We start from the raw sequence: 14,586 nt of genomic DNA, 5'->3' as shown, positions 1-14,586 counted from the left end.
TCAGCTCGCCTCTTCCTCGATCACAATTCGCGGAAACACCGGCTTCGGCTTTCCGGTCTCATGACCTTCCGCCACCAGTCCCCACTTCAGGTCATCCAGCTTCAGCTTCAGCAGATCATCCATCCGCAGCTGCGCGGCAATCCGCTCCGCCGGATCCGGCAGCACTGGGGACAGCAGCACCGCGCAATGCGCGAGACTCTCCACCAGGTGGTAAAGCACCGCATCCAGACGCCCCTTTAGCGCGGGATCCTTCGCCAGCTCCCACGGCTTGTTCCGCTCCGCATAGGCATTGCAGTAGGTCACCTGGCGGTTGATCGCCTTCAGGCCTTCCGCGATGTCGAAAGCATCCATCGCCGCGCGATACTCCGCGGTCACCGTCTCCAGCGAGGCGCGTAGCTTCTGCTCGTCCTCGCCGATCTCCGACGTGGTCGTCACGATACCGTTCGCGAAGCGCGCGGTCATGTTCAGCGCCCGGTTGCACAGGTTGCCCAGCTCGTTCGCCAGCTCCTGGTTGTAGAGCATCACCAGCCGGTCGAGATCGAAGTCCGCGTCCTTGCCCGTGGTGATATCGCGCACCAGATAGTAGCGCAGCGCATCCACGCCGAACTTGTCCGCCAAGGCATCGGGATCCACCACGTTGCCCAGCGACTTCGACATCTTCTCGCCCTTCATGTTCCACCAGCCGTGGACCAGGATCTTCGGCATCTCCCCATCGGAGAAGCCCATCGCATGCAGCATGCAGGGCCAGTAGATCCCGTGCGCCGGCACCAGGATGTCCTTGCCGATCACATGCGCCGCACAGGGCCACAGCTTCTTGAAGTCCGGCAGATCCGAGCCCTCCTTCTTCCCGTAGCCCGCGAAGGAGATGTAATTGATCAGCGCATCGAACCACACGTAGGTCACGAAGTCCGGATCGAAGGGAAACTCGATGCCCCAGCGAAGCCGCTCTTTCGGCCGCGAGATGCACAGATCCATCTCACCCGAGTTCGCCAGCGCGCCTAACAATTCATTCCTCCGGAACCCCGGAATCACGAAGTCCGTCTGCTTGGCGGTAAATTCCTTCAGCCACTCCGCATGATCACTGAGGCGGAAGTACCAGTTCTCCTCATCGCGTTCCTCGACTTGGCCCCACTCCGGGCCGAATTCACCGGCCTCGTTGCGGTCGCGGTCGGTCAGGAATTGCTCCTGCCGCACCGAGTAGAAGCCCTTGTAGGCCTTCTTGTAGAGTTGGCCCTTCTCGTTCAGGTCACTCAGGATCGCTTGGACGCAAGTCCTGTGCCGCTCGTCGGTGGTCGCCGCCCAGCCGTCGTTTTGCAGGCCCAGCTTCAGCCACAGGTTCTGGAACAGCTTGGTATTCCGCTTCACGAAGGTCGCCGGATTGACGCCTTCCTTTTCCGCCGTCTGTTGCACCTTCTGCCCGTACTGGTCCACCCCGGTCAGGTAGTAGACCTCCTCACCGCGCAGCCGCTGGTAGCGGGCGATCACATCGGCCAAGACCTTCTCATAAGCGTGCCCGATGTGCGGCGCGCCATTCACGTAGTCGATCGCGGTGGTGATGTAGAACATGGCAGACAAAAAATAACGGATTCAAACGGCCCCGGAGCCGGGCGCAAGTAACAGCGCGTCCGCACCCATCCTCAAATTCCTCCCCTCCCATCACAAGACATTCGTCATTCGGGAATCCGGAATTCGTCATTCCAGACGCTCATTCCTTCACGATCTTCCCGCCCAGCGACAGGATCCGCGCATTCCCCTTGGCAAACTCGGCCTCGCCGATCTGGCCGTCCCGCACATACATCTGCGAGAGTCCGGTCCACGCCAGCAAGTCGTTCGGCTTCAAGGTGGTGGCCTGCAACCCGCAGCCGATTGCCTCCTTCACCTGGCCGAGCTTCAGCAGGCACATGCCCAGCGCGTGCCAGCCGTCGAAGAACTCCGGATCTAGCGCCACGCAGCGGCGGTAGAATACCGCCGCCTCTTCAAGCTCGCCGAGCGCCAGACAACCGTTCGCCTCGTCAAACAGGTCGTCGCGTTCGGTCTCGGACATCACCCTTTAGTGTTTACCCTTGGCGCGCGGATCTTCGACCTTGGTTGCCTCCAGACGCTCGCGCAGCCAGGAGCGCAGGGTGAAGCTCTGCATCGCGTTGGCCTGCTGCTTCACGTTCTGGTCGATCCGCTCGTTGCGCTTGTCGTCCTTCACCAGCTCACGCTTCTCCACGAAGATGAAGAGCGCACTGTCCGGCTTGATCACCGGGTCGGCAAGGCTACCCGGATCCACCGTGGCCGCCGTCTGGAAGAGAGAGCTCACGTCCGGCTCGCCCGGCACCGTGTCAGTCGCCTTGAAGGCGGCCAAGCTCTTGGGCTCCAGGCCCAGCTCCTTGGCGACATCGGCAAAGGGCTTACCGGCCTTCAGGCCTTCGCGGATCTTGGCCGCCTTGTCGTCGGCGTCCTTCTTGAGCTCCTCATTCGCCTTGTTCGCGATGTAGTCGGTCTTCACCTGATCCTTCGCTTCTTCGAAGGTCTTCGGCCGCTCGTCTTCGGAAGCGTCCAGGCGTGCGATCAGATACGCGTTGTCCTTGAGCTGCAGCGCTTCGGTGAAGGCGGTCAGAGGCTCCTTGCTGGAAGTCAGGCGGAACAGGTAGTCACCCACCGGCACCGGACGCGTCTCGGCGGTGGAAATCGCCAGCTCCGGCGGCAGGGCGGAGCGCTGGATGAAGTCGGTCGCCACCAGTTGCCAGCCGTTCTCGGTCGCCAGCTTCTCGAAATCCTTGCCTTCGCTGTTCTGGATGCCGGTCAGGATGGTTTCGATCTTGCTCAGGACCTCATCGTCGATCGCGCGCTTGGTCGCGGCATACTCGGCGTCTTCCTTGGCCTTCTTATCGGCCTCCGCCTTCTCTTCTTCCTTCTTCGCCTCTTCGGTGACGGCGGTCGGAAGCTTCGGCGGCTCGACCTTGCGCTCGGGATACTGCGGCTTGGCCAGCAGGTAGCTCACCTTGATCTTGCGCTCGACCATGTACTTTTCCTTGGTCGTTTCCCAAGCTGCCTTCAGCTCCTCGTCGGTCGGCGTGATCTTCTCCTGGAAGGTCGCCAGCGCGGTGCGTGCCGTCTGGATCGTCACCTGCTGCTCGCTGCTCGCGCCGCTTTCCGCCGCGAAGCTGCGGCTGCCAGCGAGGCTGCCACCCAGAATTTCCTTCAGCTTCTCGGTCGCCAGGATGTCGTTCACGAGATCCAGCAGATCCTTCTCCTGCATCCCGAAGCGCGGCAGTTGCTTGACGAATTCATTGTAAGCCTCTTGGTCGAAGGCTTCGGGGCTTTTGATGGCTCCGTCTTTGTCGAGGACTGCTTGTTTGACAAATGCCTTCTGGACGCGGGCCTTGATCTCATCCGGCGATGGATCGATCCCGAAGTCTTGGGCCGCGTCGCGCAGATTCAGCCGGTTGATGAAGAAGCGGCGGGCTCCTTGCTCATCACCCAAGCCATCCAGCTCGCCGACGTATTGATACAGGCCCAGTTGGAAAGTCATCCCCATGGTGTCCTGGTTCATCACCAGCGCGATCGGCACCTCCGCGAGCTTGCGGTAGTGGGTTGCGTTGTAGCTCGTGCCATCCACCGTGAGCACCACGGGATTGGTCGGGCTGGAGTGACCCATGGATGCGCGGTCGCCGAAGAAGGCCAAGCCGACGAAAAGCAGGGCGATCACGAAAATGATCAAGCCGGTGTACTTGCGGAGGTGTTCAATCATGGACGCTTGCTTCTTCTTGGGGTGTGCCCGCGGGGCGCGGTAGTTAATGGAGCCACCGGGGGTGCATCAACCCCTATTTGCGGTCATGAGGGGGCTGTTTTGGCCCCTTTGGGGGACCCCCTGCGAGGGGAGAAGCGGCGGGAAGCGCCCCCGCCGTCTCAATCCGGGCAAAAAAAAGAGCCGCCGGGGAGCACCCACTCCCCGACGGCCAAGTTCGTCAACCCTCGCCGGACAAGTCCGACAGGAGCTGACAACTGCTGTTCACCCTTACATGAAAACTGCACTTGCGCGCGGTTTTCAGTGTTTCAGACAGGCCTGTTTGGAACGCGTTCAAATGTTTCTGCGATTTTTTCGTCAGCCCGGCGGAAAGCGCTCTTGCCCCGGCCGCGGCCGGGGGCCATCGCTCGCTCCGTGACTGGACAGGAAATCCGTGAGGCGCTGGCCGCGGCCGGGGTGATGCCCAGCCGCCAGCTCGGCCAGAACTTCCTCTGCGACCCGAACATGGCCCGCTGGATCACCGACCAGCTCGATATCGAGCCGGGGGATGCGGTGGTGGAAGTCGGGCCCGGCACCGGTGCGCTGAGTTCCCACCTGGTGGGAAAGGTCCGGCGCCTGGTGCTGGTCGAGTTCGATTCCCGCTTGGCCGCTTGGCTCAAGGAACGCTACGCTGCGGATCCGACGGTGGAGGTCCACCATGCCGATGCCGCGAAGTTCGACATCCGCACCTTCTTCAAGCATCGCCCGGTCAAGTTCCTGGGCAACCTGCCGTACTCCTCGGGAGGCGCGATCCTGCGGAATTTCCTGTCGCGGCCGAATCCCTTCTGCCGCGCCGTGATCATGCTCCAGAAGGAGGTCATCGATCGCCTCTCGGCCGCCCCCCGGACCAAGGACTACGGTCTCCTGACCTTGCGGGTGCAGAGCGAGTGGTCGGTGAAGTCCCTGAAGACCGTGCCGCCGGAAGCCTTCCATCCCCGGCCCCAGATTGACTCCTCGGTGGCGCTCCTGCTGCCCCGCGGCAAGGAGTTGCCCGCCTTCGATGCCCGCCGTTTCGATGAATTGATCCGCCGCGGCTTCGCCCAGCGCCGCAAGCAGATGGGCCGACACATGCCGGAAGATCCACCGTGGGAGGAAGCCGCCGCCAGCATCGGCGCCTCTCCCACCACGAGGGCGGAGGAACTATCTCTCGGCCAATGGATTGAACTCGCCCGGATCTACGATCCCCATCCACTCAAGGACATCCCGCAGAAGGACGGGGAGATCTTCGATGTGGTGGACGAGAACGACCAAGTAACCGGCCAAGCGACCCGCCGCGAGGTGCACGAGAAGGGGCTGCTCCACCGCGCGGTCCACGTCTTCGTGGTCGATCGCCACGGCCAGCTCCTCTTGCAGAAACGCTCACGCTTCAAGGACGCCCACCCGAGCGTCTGGGATTCTAGTGTCGCAGGGCACCTCGATGCCGGGGAGGACTATGCCAGCGCGGCCATCCGCGAGCTGGAGGAAGAAATGGGCATCACCGATGTCCCGGCACAGGAAATTGGGAAAATTGCCCCCTGCGAGGCCACTGGTTGGGAGCACGTCCGCCTTTTTCTGGTCCGCTGGGACGGCAGTCCGCGCTTTCCCTCCGCGGAGGTGGAGGCGGCGTTGTGGATGCGCCCGGACGAGCTGGGTGCTTGGATCGATGCCCGTCCGTCCGATTTTGCGAGCGGTTTTTTAGAATGCTGGAAGCTCTCGCGAGGTTTGTGATCAGTAGAGCCGGGAGGTTTTTGGAAATTGCTTGTCTTTGTTCCTAAAATTCTTAGGGTGCTGTTTGCACTCCCCGCAAGAAAGCCACTCCCCGGCCCATCATCAAACTGTCCCAGCCCTATGAAACTTGCGAGTCGACTGCGGCGCGTGTCCACCCTGCGTGGCGCCCGCCGTATCCATAACACGCTAGCACCAGCAATGACCTTGCTGGAACTCACGATCGTCATCCTCATGCTGCTGACCTTGATCGGCATCCTGGCGATTGGCGCTCGGACCTGGAAAAAAGGCACCGACCGTTCGGTCTGCATCATGAACCTGCAGGCCGTCCAGAAGGGCGTCCGTAGCTACGCCAATCTCTATGGCTATGAGCCCGGGGCCTCGGTCGCCGGTCTGGAAGGCCAAGTCATTGGCTCCGGCCGCTTCGTCGAGCGAGTCCCACTCTGCCCAAGCGCAGGCGTTTACGCCTCCGGTGGCGATGTGGTGCCCGCGCTCGGTTCACTCTATTTCAATTGTTCGCTCGCTGGTACGGGCGACCACCAACCGGTCAGCTACCAAGATTGGTAAGGAAATCCGGGGTTTTCCCGGATTGCAGGCGTCGGGAATCCGGGTGAAGCTCGCGCCCGGATTCCGATGACACCGCCAGATGTCCAGTCACGCCAGCAGGCCCGGCTTTGGTCGGCGGCCTTTGGCGTATCTGCGCTGGTCAATCTGCTGGTGGTCCTGCTGATCGCAGTCTGGATCAGTTTCCGCGTGATTCTGGAGGTGCTCCAGTACGCGGTGCTGAGCGCGCTCGGCTTCCAGCCGTCCTCGATATTTGCGCACAATGATCCGCCTCCTCCGCCGCCTCAGGTGGAGACGGTGGCGACGATCGTGCCCGAGGTTGCACCCGCGGTGGTGCCTGCCCCGCCGCCGCCTACCGAGAAGCCTTTCGCCCGCACCTCGAAAGATCAGGAAGCGGAGCGCCCGGAGAAGCCGGCCTTCATCGGCGACCGCAATACCCAAGCCCGCAGCGATGCGCCGGCGGGGGCGGAAGCGCCGCTGATGCCCAGCCAGAAGGGGCGCGAGCCGCACTTCGAAGGGGAGGTCGAGACGACGAACAGCAACTATCAGGACGGCGACCTGGCCTCCGATCACATCGCGAAGCCCGCGACCGAGCCCTCGGTTCCGTCGGCTCCGGCACCGGAGCCGATGAAGACGCCGGATGCGGAGACCAAGGCTCCCACACCGGAGACCGCGGCTACGGACCCCAGTGAGCCGAGCCTGCCGACCGAGACCAAGCCGGCCACTCCCGAAGCCCCAAGTCCGGTCCCGCCTGCGCCGCCCACGCCTCCCCCTGCGGAGCCGAAGGAGAAGCTCGCCCAAGGCACCATGCCGGTGGACCGCCAGGTCAAGGAGGAGACGCCGAAGGAGCTGCCCAAGCCGCCGGTGCCCGAGCGTCCCGCGACGCCACCCGCTCCGCCCGTGGCGGAGACTCCGCCGCAGCCCAAGCCGCCCAAGCCCCAGCGCCCGCCTGCCTCTCCCTCTGATAGTCCCGGCTTCCGCGGCAATCAGCAGAAGACCCGTCTGAGCGGATCGATCACCCGCCAAGGTGGCTCCGCGCTGGATGTGGAGGATTCCCTGCTCGGCCGCTACCACTCCGCGCTCAGCCGCGCGGTGGAGAAGGAGTGGCAGCTGAACTGCGTGCGCAACCGCGACTATATCATCCCCGGCCAGATCGTCGTGCGCTTCGTGCTGGAATCGACGGGCAAGGTCCGCTCGCTGACCTTCGTGGAGGAGTTCGGGGTGGGGAATATCCAGAAGGGCTTCACCTCGGAGAGTATCCGCACCGCCGCCATTCCCGCCTTTCCCGCCGAGCTGAAAAAGCAGCTCAATGGCGAGCCGCTTGAGGTCACCTACAGTTTCACGTTCTGAAATCCATGCTTCCCACGCTTCTCTCGGCCCTTGATTTCAAGGCCATCGGCAACTTCTTCAACCAAGGCGGCATCTTCATGTATGCCTTGGCGGCGACTTCCTTCGTCGCGCTCGCCGCGATCGTCTTCAAGATCATGTCGCTGAGCCGTCAGGCGGTGGTCCCGCTGGAACTCGAGCAGGCAATCAACCGCGCCGAGGAGCAAGGCGACGTCGGTGAACTGGCCAGCGCCAGCAACTCCGGCCGCAGCAGCCTGGCGCGGCTCTGCAACATCGCGATCCGCAACCGCGGCAAGTCCCGGGCGGACATCACCGACGCAGTCCAGACCTCCGCGCGGGACGAGGTGGTGCAGATGAACTCGGGGATGATCATTCTCGATACGATCATCACCGTGGCCCCGCTCTTCGGCCTGCTGGGCACGGCCAGCGGCCTGGTGGTCATCTTCAATGGCCTCGGTGATACCACCGACCACAACATGGTCGCGCGCGGCATTGGCCGGGCGCTGGATAACACCATCGTCGGCCTCGCCATCGCGGTGCCCGCAGTGGTTGCCCACGGCTGGTTCAGCCGCCGGATCGAGGTGCTGGTCTCGAAGCTGGAAGTGCTACTCGCCCGCGTGGCGCGGCTCTGCGAGGGGGCTGGCACCGCTGAAAGCGCCGCTGCCGCCGCCAAGGGCTCCGGCAAGTCCGCTCCGCCCACGCTTCCCCGTGTCCCCGAACGGCCATGAAATTCGAGCGCCCCGCCCGCCGCTCGCGCGGCATCATGATCATGCCGATGATCGACATCCTCTTCGTGGTGTTGATCTTCTTCATCGTGACCACCCAGTTCCGCCGCCCGCGGCCGGTGCTGCGGATCGAGCTGCCGACAGTGAAGGAAGTGCCCTCGGCCACCGTGACCGAGGCTTCGTCGATCCTGTCCGTGGATCGCTTGGGCACGCTCTCGCTGGATGACATCCGGGTGCCGGACATCGCTCTGCTGGAGAATTACCTGAAGTCCTTTGTGAAAAACAATCCGGGCCGCAAGCTGGAGTTGGAGGCTGACAAGGATATCCCGCTGGAGAAGCTGCTGGAGGTGTGGGACGCGTTGACCCGCGCGGGCATCCCGATTAAGGACGTGCCCGCCCGCATCCGCTTGCCGCAGGAAGCCGGCGCTGCACCCGACAAATGATCCTCGAAATCGTCCAATACGGAAACCCGGTCCTCCGCGAGCGCTGCAAGCGTGTCGAGCAGGTCGATGACGCCATCCGCATCCTCGCCGATGACATGCTGGAAACGATGTACGACGCCAATGGCGTCGGCCTCGCCGCCCCGCAGGTCGGCGTCGCCCTTCGCCTCGCGGTGGTCGATGTCTCGCACGATCCGGAGTGCATCACTTTTCTCCGGGTGGACGGCAAGGACGCACCGCTGGCGTCGATCATGCCGCTCAAGTTCATCAATCCCGAGCTCGAGTTCATCGCACCGAAGGAGCGGGATACCGAGGGCTGCCTGAGCATCCACGACATCCGTGCGGAAGTGAACCGTCCCGCCGCGGTGAAGGCCACCCTGCCGCAGTTGGATGGCAGCACCCTGGTGATCGAGACCGATGGCCTGTTAGCCCGCGCGCTGCAGCACGAGACGGATCACCTGAATGGCGTGCTGTTCACCGATCGGGTTTCCCCGGCAGCGAAGATCAGCTTGCGGCGGAAGTTGAAGCGGTTGGCGGAGGAGGGGTGAGGGCTGCCTACGAGGCCTTCGACGTCATGATGCCTCTGGACAGCCTTCGGGAGATCGAGCGAGCCACCGGGTTCGTCTATCCTCCTTCGTTCCTTTCTGGCGTCGATGAATTCCGTGCGCGCGTCGAATCCGAGGGGTTTCGCCGGGTGTTTTGTCCAGCATCTGCGCGCCAAGGAGAGCAATGCAGACCTTGAAATGCGGAAGCAGAACCCATTGATTGGGCCCCGGCCATGCTGAGCGCGCGGAACAAGAATACCTACTTGGCCTTGCCGCGGATTCCCAATGCCGAGGTCCGGTTGCTATGGGACCTGCCCCTCCAAGGCGTCGCCGAGTGGAAGGGTCAAAGGTATTGGTTCGATACGATCGAGGAGGAGATCCCTACCAGAAGGAGTTCTTCCTGGTGAGGCTACCCGAGTCCGAAATGCGGAAGGTTGAGGCGATCCAGCGACTGCGCGAAGAGATGTATGACGCGGGAATCGTCATGACGATCGGTACGCCACCCGCGCGGAGTGGGGGAATCTGAAAGGGGAGGAGTGGATGAAGGCAAGGATGGGCAGCGAGGAGCTGTTCCGCGCCTTTGCAGAGGCGAGTGGCAAGCTTCCCCAGCCGGACATCAGCCTTGGCGAAGTGATCGGGTGGTGCTTTTGGTCGGAGCCGAAGGTGGCCCTCTAAGTGTTGCGAAAGAGGTCGAATTTCGCATTTTCACAGCCATCGAGGCATCAGGCTGTGGAGACCAGCGCCTGACTCGAGTGTGAAGAAATGCAGACGTTGAAATTTGAGAACTGATCTCCGAAGCCGGGCGCGTGAGGGTGAACCCTGTCGGAATTGCGACATTTCCCGAATCGCTTCCCGGACAGATTATTCCGCCTATGCTCACGACTATGCGTCCTTGGTCCCGCTTCGTGTGTTGCATCCTTGTTAGCTTGGTTGGCGGCTGGTCCGTGGGAGAATCCAGGGCCGCAGAATTGCAGTCGCCGGATGGCTCCTTCTTCGGGGAGGTGAGCCATGAATTCAAAACCATGACGGCCACGCGGTATCAGCATAAAACCGAGGTGGATCGTGCGGCGGGGAGCTATCGATACGATTGTGTCGGTTTCGTGTCCTATGCCCTGCGGCAGTCCGCGCCGCAGGCGTGGGCCTCGGTGGTGGCGGCGTGCAGCATCCGGAAAGGCTACTTCCCGAGTCCGCCGCGGTATCAAACATTCTTCGCCAGCTTGGCCGCGAAGCCTCAGGCGGGATGGCAAGCGGTTGTGAAGGTTTCGGAGTTGCAGCCTGGCGACATCGTGTCCTGGGATCACAAGACGGAGACTGCGGTGGGGCATGCGGTTGTGATTGCCGGCGTGCCCAAGCCGGAAGAGGGCGCGGATGGAGTGTGGCTGGTCGAGGTTTATGACTCCACGGGAGCACCGCATCAGGATGATTCGCGAGCCGAGGATTCACGCGCCGAGTCCATCGAGCCCGGTGGCCGACGCACTGGGCTGGGCCGTGGAGTGATGGCACTGATTGCCGATCCCGGCACCGGTGCGCTGAGCGGCTATCGCTGGAGCCCGAAGGCAAAGACGGTTGTAGTGCCGATCGCGGCAGGCCGCCCAACCGCGTGACAGCCAAGTGCGGGAGGCCGCGAATCTATTCCCGGGGACGATTGATTTCCGCGGCGTTTTCTAAGAGGGTCAGTTTGCGCGACCGAGGGGCTACTGTGATGAAACGCTCCACCTCCTGCCATCCGGGTCAGTTCTCGCATTTTCACATCGAGACAGTGGCTTTCAAAGTCCGCTTTGGGGGCATTAGCAACCAAGGGAGTAGTCCTTGAATCTTGCAGAATGGCAGTTCCTCAACTCGCACCCGGTCGAGGAGATCTCCGACTTCGAGCCGGGCAAGGCGAAGAAGCGTAACCAAAGCCGTGTCCCATTTCAAAGATGAAGAAGGCAATCATCGCAGGCATTCTGGCTATCGCCTTCGGGCTGATCGCTTGGGGACAGCTTCGCGGCGGTCGCGTGACGGTGATCGGTCCGGAAGGATCTCCGGTCCAAGGTGCCGAGGTGCGGATCAGCTACGTCTCGGGCCCTGCCGTGCTGCAAGGAGTGACCGACGCCAAGGGTAGGGTGACCATTCCAGCGAAGAGGATTTGTAGCGGCGGTTGGCATTCGATTATCGCGAGTTGGCAGGATGCCCAAGGCAAGCGCTACATGGGCGCGAACTCCGGAGGCGCTCCCGAGTTTCCGCTGACGATCACGATCTCACGATGGTGAGGAGCCCGGTGGCGGCAACTCCCCTTATTGGATTCCGGCTTCACTTGTGGTGGTGGCTCGGCTAGACTCTTCGGCTGAGTATTGCATGCTGGCCGAGAAGTTCATCGTGGTTCGAAGGGCGCGAGTCGGTCCGGCTCTGCTCTTCATCGCATCCATCTGGATCGGATTCGCGGGATCGGCTTGGTGCTTCCTGGCGATTCCATTCGTTGCCTTGGGGTGGCTTTGCGCGGTGCCGAACCTGAATCTCGCGAATGGCTTGTTGGCCTACTTGTCGATGATCGTGGGATTCGTTGTTCTTCAGATTCACGTTCCCTCCGGAACTGCCATCGCCGTGGGAGCTGCGGCCGGATTCTATTTTTCGGCCCTTGAGATGAGAGTGATGGCAAAGCCCTTTGTCCCCAAGATCGATTCTACGCGCGATCCCTAACAGTGGAGTCGCGCTGCGATCCTTTCGGGATCGAGCATCGGACAGAGTGATTGATCTTGTTGGGAATTGGCGGAGGCTCCCGATGTTAGGCGCTTTAAAGAAAGTCGCCCGAAGGCGAATCAAAGAACCAGATCACCCGATGAACACGACCCTCAAGCGAATGGATAACGTCCTCATCGTCGTCGACGATCTGGAATCGGTGAAGGCCTTCTTCATTGAGCTCGGCATGGTGCTCGAAGGCGAGGCGACGGTTGAGGGGGCGACGGTCGATCACCTCATCGGACTTCAGGGCGTGCGGGCCACCCTGGTGATGCTGCGGACTCCGGACGGCCATGGGCGGATCGAGTTGGATAAATTCCACACCCCGGATGCGATTAAGATTGGGCCTGAGAAGACTCCGGTGAACGCGTTCGGAATCCGGCGCATTATGTTCGCCGTCGAGGGCATCGACGAGGTGGTCGCGCGCCTGCTCGCCCATGGCGCTGAACTGGTCGGCGACGTGGTGCAGTATGAAGACTCCTATCGCCTGGCCTATCTCCGCGGGCCGGAGGGTATCATCGTCGCGCTCAGCGAGGAACTCGAGTAGAGTCAGCATTCCCGGCGCTTGAGGTCGCCGCTACATTCCCGGGTAGCTGGAGCCCGGGAGGGGATTCGTGTGTCTGATGACAGATTTGTGAGATCTGCCGTCTTGATCTCACGCGCATCTTTTCCATAACTTGGAATAACTCCCCTCCCCATGAGCCTTGATCTTGAGAAACTCCTCGAAGCCGCCGACCGCTACGAAGACCACACGGCCGCCGCCACCTCGGCGAGCCGTGCCGCTCCGCCGGGGGCCGACATCGAGCAAGCGGCAGCCTCCGAGCGCCATGACAATCTCTTCGTCCCCGCTTCGGAGCGCTTAGCGCGGCGGGCGACCCGTTCCGTGATCATCCGCGATGTGCGGGGCTCGCGCGGGATTGTCCCGCCCTTGGTGGAAGTCCCGGCCTTGGCTCCGGAAATTATCAGCCGCGACAACGACCTGCGGCCGATCCGCTTTCTCCAGATGGGCGTCCTTGCGGCCCGTTCGGTGGGGAAGATCCGCGTCGCCGACGGCCCGCAATTCAATGGCGGTGATGCCACCGGCTTCATGGTGGCACCCGGCATCCTGATCACGAACTGGCACGTGCTGCCGACGGAGGACCATGCCGCCGCCTCCTCCGTCATCTTCAATGATGAGGACGATCTCAATGGCGATCCGAAGGATCCTAGGGCCTTCCGACTCCGGCCGGATCTTCTTTTCGTGAATGACGAGAAGCTCGACTATGCTCTCGTCGCGGTCACGCCGCAGACATCCGGCGGTGTGCCCTTGGCCCAGTTCGGCTATCTGCGGCTCTTCGAGCAGACCGGCAAGCTTGATCCCAAGCAGCGCGAAGCCGCGAATATCGTGCAGCACCCGGGTGGTGGTCCGAAGAAGATCGCGCTTCGCGACAATTACATCGAACCGGTGGTGCCCGATGCCGCCGACCCCGGGAAGCAGCTTTCCTCGCTATTCTACGGCACTGACACGCTCAAGGGTTCTTCCGGTTCGCCGGTCTGCAGCGACCAATGGTATGTCGTCGCCCTGCATCGCGGCGGTGTCCCGGAGACGCAGATGATCGATGGCAAGAGGGTCGCGATCCGCTGGGATGGTCAGCCAGCCAGCGAGAAGGATAGCCTGAACGATCTGCGCTACATCAAGAACGAGGGCACGCGCGTCAGCCGCATTTATCAGTCGCTCCGCGAGATTGCGGCCGACGCCGGAGCGCAGAGACAGAAGCATGCAGCGATGGCCTTGGAGAAACTCGGCGAGGTTTCGCGGGATCCGCGCACCGGGCCCTTCGACCTGCTCACGGCACCGCTCATGCTGCCCACGCTGCCAGGCGTGAATGAGGGTGGCGGTCCGGAGGAGCTATTGCGCAGGTCGGCTGACAAATTCAAGGACGCCAGTGGCTACAAGCCGGGCTTCCTGGGCAGGACCCACAAGATCCCGCTGCCGGGGATGAGCAGCGAGGTGAAGCGCGAGGTAGCCACCCTGAGGGACTCCACCGAGACGGAGCTGAAGTATCAACACTACAGCCTCGTCATGAACCGCGAGCGTCGCACTGCTTTCTACGTGGCGGCGAACATCGATGGCGCGCTGCATTGGAAACAGAACCCGGACCTCGGTGCCTTGCCGCCGCGGCCGAGCTGGAGCTTTGACCCGCGGATGGAAGACAAGTTCCAGCCCGACGACGGGATCTTCAGCAATGCGATGCAGCGCGGCCACCTCTTCAAGCGCGAGGACGCCTCATGGGGCGCGGACCGGGAAGAGATGGCCTTGGCCGACCAGCATTCTTTCACGATCACCAACGCCACGCCGATGATCGGGAACTTCAACAACGTGGAGTGGGGCGATCTCGAGGATATCGTCTCCAAGGAGGCCATGGCGGGCCACAAGGTGAGCTACTTCGCCGGGCCGATCTTCCGCAGTGACGACCCTTTCTTCAATGAGCTGCGCAGCGGAGTGCCCGCCGCCGAGCGCCGCAAGGGCATGCGTGTGCCGCAGTCCTTCTGGAAGATCGTGGCATGGATTGAGGACTCCACCCTGAAAGCCACCGGATTCATTCTCGACCAGCGGGACGAGATCGAAGCCCACGGCCCGATCACCGAGGAGATCGATTTCGGGACCTACAAATCCAGACCCATCTCGGAAATTGAGGCCGCCACCGGCCTGCGCTTCCCCGCCCTCCGTGCGGCAGAAGTCACCGTCGCCTGAGCCAAGGGTGAGATGAAGCACGGGAGGCTCTCGC

At 62.5% G+C, this 14,586-nt stretch carries 16 protein-coding genes; 13 read left to right on the top strand and 3 right to left on the bottom strand.

Annotated features, from left to right (window positions below):
• From metG to BV071_RS13490, 3 genes are all read right to left on the bottom strand, one after another.
• Complete coding sequence (gene metG / locus BV071_RS13500; protein WP_035607956.1) at positions 1-1,566, bottom strand: methionine--tRNA ligase; 1,566 nt, start codon at positions 1,564-1,566, stop codon at positions 1-3.
• A 139-nt stretch (positions 1,567-1,705) separates the two neighbouring features.
• Positions 1,706-2,044, bottom strand: a complete 339-nt coding sequence (locus BV071_RS13495; protein ID WP_035607953.1) for a tetratricopeptide repeat protein — start codon at positions 2,042-2,044, stop codon at positions 1,706-1,708.
• A gap of 6 nt (positions 2,045-2,050) precedes the next feature.
• Positions 2,051-3,739, bottom strand: a complete 1,689-nt coding sequence (locus BV071_RS13490; RefSeq protein ID WP_035607950.1) for a hypothetical protein — start codon at positions 3,737-3,739, stop codon at positions 2,051-2,053.
• Positions 3,740-4,150: 411 nt separating this feature from the next.
• Here BV071_RS13490 and rsmA point away from each other — a divergent pair, with 411 nt between their 5' ends.
• The 13 genes from rsmA to BV071_RS13435 all read left to right on the top strand — a co-directional run bounded on the left by rsmA (position 4,151) and on the right by BV071_RS13435 (position 14,552).
• Positions 4,151-5,482: a 16S rRNA (adenine(1518)-N(6)/adenine(1519)-N(6))-dimethyltransferase RsmA gene (gene rsmA / locus BV071_RS13485; RefSeq protein WP_035608103.1), complete on the top strand. Its 1,332-nt coding sequence runs from the start codon at positions 4,151-4,153 to the stop codon at positions 5,480-5,482.
• A gap of 120 nt (positions 5,483-5,602) precedes the next feature.
• Positions 5,603-6,046: a hypothetical protein gene (locus BV071_RS13480; RefSeq protein ID WP_265594404.1), complete on the top strand. Its 444-nt coding sequence runs from the start codon at positions 5,603-5,605 to the stop codon at positions 6,044-6,046.
• 66 nt (positions 6,047-6,112) lie between these two features.
• Positions 6,113-7,393, top strand: coding sequence for a hypothetical protein (locus tag BV071_RS13475; RefSeq protein ID WP_035607944.1), 1,281 nt, complete (start codon positions 6,113-6,115; stop codon positions 7,391-7,393).
• Between the two features lie 5 nt (positions 7,394-7,398).
• Positions 7,399-8,118, top strand: a complete 720-nt coding sequence (locus BV071_RS13470; protein WP_035607941.1) for a MotA/TolQ/ExbB proton channel family protein — start codon at positions 7,399-7,401, stop codon at positions 8,116-8,118.
• Positions 8,115-8,558 carry a biopolymer transporter ExbD gene (locus BV071_RS13465; protein WP_035607938.1) on the top strand — a complete coding sequence of 148 codons (444 nt, stop codon included), beginning with the start codon at positions 8,115-8,117 and terminating at the stop codon, positions 8,556-8,558. The genes BV071_RS13470 and BV071_RS13465 overlap by 4 nt, the downstream gene beginning before the upstream one ends.
• Complete coding sequence (def, locus tag BV071_RS13460) at positions 8,555-9,103, top strand: peptide deformylase (protein WP_035607934.1); 549 nt, start codon at positions 8,555-8,557, stop codon at positions 9,101-9,103. Before BV071_RS13465 ends, def begins: the two co-directional genes overlap by 4 nt.
• Positions 9,104-9,333: 230 nt before the next feature.
• Positions 9,334-9,507 carry a hypothetical protein gene (locus BV071_RS35385; RefSeq protein WP_265594403.1) on the top strand — a complete coding sequence of 58 codons (174 nt, stop codon included), beginning with the start codon at positions 9,334-9,336 and terminating at the stop codon, positions 9,505-9,507.
• Positions 9,508-9,652: 145 nt separating this feature from the next.
• Positions 9,653-9,775 carry a hypothetical protein gene (locus BV071_RS35380; protein ID WP_265594402.1) on the top strand — a complete coding sequence of 41 codons (123 nt, stop codon included), beginning with the start codon at positions 9,653-9,655 and terminating at the stop codon, positions 9,773-9,775.
• Between the two features lie 209 nt (positions 9,776-9,984).
• Positions 9,985-10,704, top strand: a complete 720-nt coding sequence (locus tag BV071_RS13455; protein ID WP_265594401.1) for a hypothetical protein — start codon at positions 9,985-9,987, stop codon at positions 10,702-10,704.
• A gap of 315 nt (positions 10,705-11,019) precedes the next feature.
• Positions 11,020-11,352, top strand: a complete 333-nt coding sequence (locus tag BV071_RS13450) for a carboxypeptidase-like regulatory domain-containing protein (protein ID WP_035607928.1) — start codon at positions 11,020-11,022, stop codon at positions 11,350-11,352.
• Between the two features lie 85 nt (positions 11,353-11,437).
• Positions 11,438-11,779: a hypothetical protein gene (locus BV071_RS13445; protein ID WP_265594400.1), complete on the top strand. Its 342-nt coding sequence runs from the start codon at positions 11,438-11,440 to the stop codon at positions 11,777-11,779.
• 139 nt (positions 11,780-11,918) lie between these two features.
• Entirely contained in the window at positions 11,919-12,365 is a 447-nt protein-coding gene (locus BV071_RS13440; protein ID WP_035607922.1) for a VOC family protein, read from the top strand.
• Between the two features lie 150 nt (positions 12,366-12,515).
• Positions 12,516-14,552 carry a DNA/RNA non-specific endonuclease gene (locus BV071_RS13435; RefSeq protein WP_035607919.1) on the top strand — a complete coding sequence of 679 codons (2,037 nt, stop codon included), beginning with the start codon at positions 12,516-12,518 and terminating at the stop codon, positions 14,550-14,552.
• Positions 14,553-14,586 lie beyond the last annotated feature (34 nt).

Source organism: Haloferula sp. BvORR071, from assembly GCF_000739615.1.
GTDB lineage: Bacteria > Verrucomicrobiota > Verrucomicrobiia > Verrucomicrobiales > Akkermansiaceae > Haloferula.
The sequence above is the reverse complement of the archived record's forward strand: the minus strand, read 5'-3'. Positions and strand labels throughout refer to the sequence as shown.

Excerpts from the sequence above, each read along its gene's own strand:
- BV071_RS13495 (WP_035607953.1), bottom strand. The coding sequence starts at position 2,044 with ATGTCCGAGACCGAACGCGACGACCTGTTTGACGAGGCGAACGGTTGT.
- BV071_RS13440 (WP_035607922.1), top strand. The coding sequence starts at position 11,919 with ATGAACACGACCCTCAAGCGAATGGATAACGTCCTCATCGTCGTCGAC.
- BV071_RS13445 (WP_265594400.1), top strand. The coding sequence starts at position 11,438 with ATGCTGGCCGAGAAGTTCATCGTGGTTCGAAGGGCGCGAGTCGGTCCG.
- BV071_RS13470 (WP_035607941.1), top strand. The coding sequence starts at position 7,399 with ATGCTTCCCACGCTTCTCTCGGCCCTTGATTTCAAGGCCATCGGCAAC.
- BV071_RS13450 (WP_035607928.1), top strand. The coding sequence starts at position 11,020 with ATGAAGAAGGCAATCATCGCAGGCATTCTGGCTATCGCCTTCGGGCTG.
- def (WP_035607934.1), top strand. The coding sequence starts at position 8,555 with ATGATCCTCGAAATCGTCCAATACGGAAACCCGGTCCTCCGCGAGCGC.
- metG (WP_035607956.1), bottom strand. The coding sequence starts at position 1,566 with ATGTTCTACATCACCACCGCGATCGACTACGTGAATGGCGCGCCGCAC.
- BV071_RS13465 (WP_035607938.1), top strand. The coding sequence starts at position 8,115 with ATGAAATTCGAGCGCCCCGCCCGCCGCTCGCGCGGCATCATGATCATG.
- BV071_RS35380 (WP_265594402.1), top strand. The coding sequence starts at position 9,653 with ATGGGCAGCGAGGAGCTGTTCCGCGCCTTTGCAGAGGCGAGTGGCAAG.
- BV071_RS35385 (WP_265594403.1), top strand. The coding sequence starts at position 9,334 with ATGCTGAGCGCGCGGAACAAGAATACCTACTTGGCCTTGCCGCGGATT.
- BV071_RS13480 (WP_265594404.1), top strand. The coding sequence starts at position 5,603 with ATGAAACTTGCGAGTCGACTGCGGCGCGTGTCCACCCTGCGTGGCGCC.
- BV071_RS13490 (WP_035607950.1), bottom strand. The coding sequence starts at position 3,739 with ATGATTGAACACCTCCGCAAGTACACCGGCTTGATCATTTTCGTGATC.
- BV071_RS13435 (WP_035607919.1), top strand. The coding sequence starts at position 12,516 with ATGAGCCTTGATCTTGAGAAACTCCTCGAAGCCGCCGACCGCTACGAA.
- BV071_RS13455 (WP_265594401.1), top strand. The coding sequence starts at position 9,985 with ATGCGTCCTTGGTCCCGCTTCGTGTGTTGCATCCTTGTTAGCTTGGTT.
- BV071_RS13475 (WP_035607944.1), top strand. The coding sequence starts at position 6,113 with ATGACACCGCCAGATGTCCAGTCACGCCAGCAGGCCCGGCTTTGGTCG.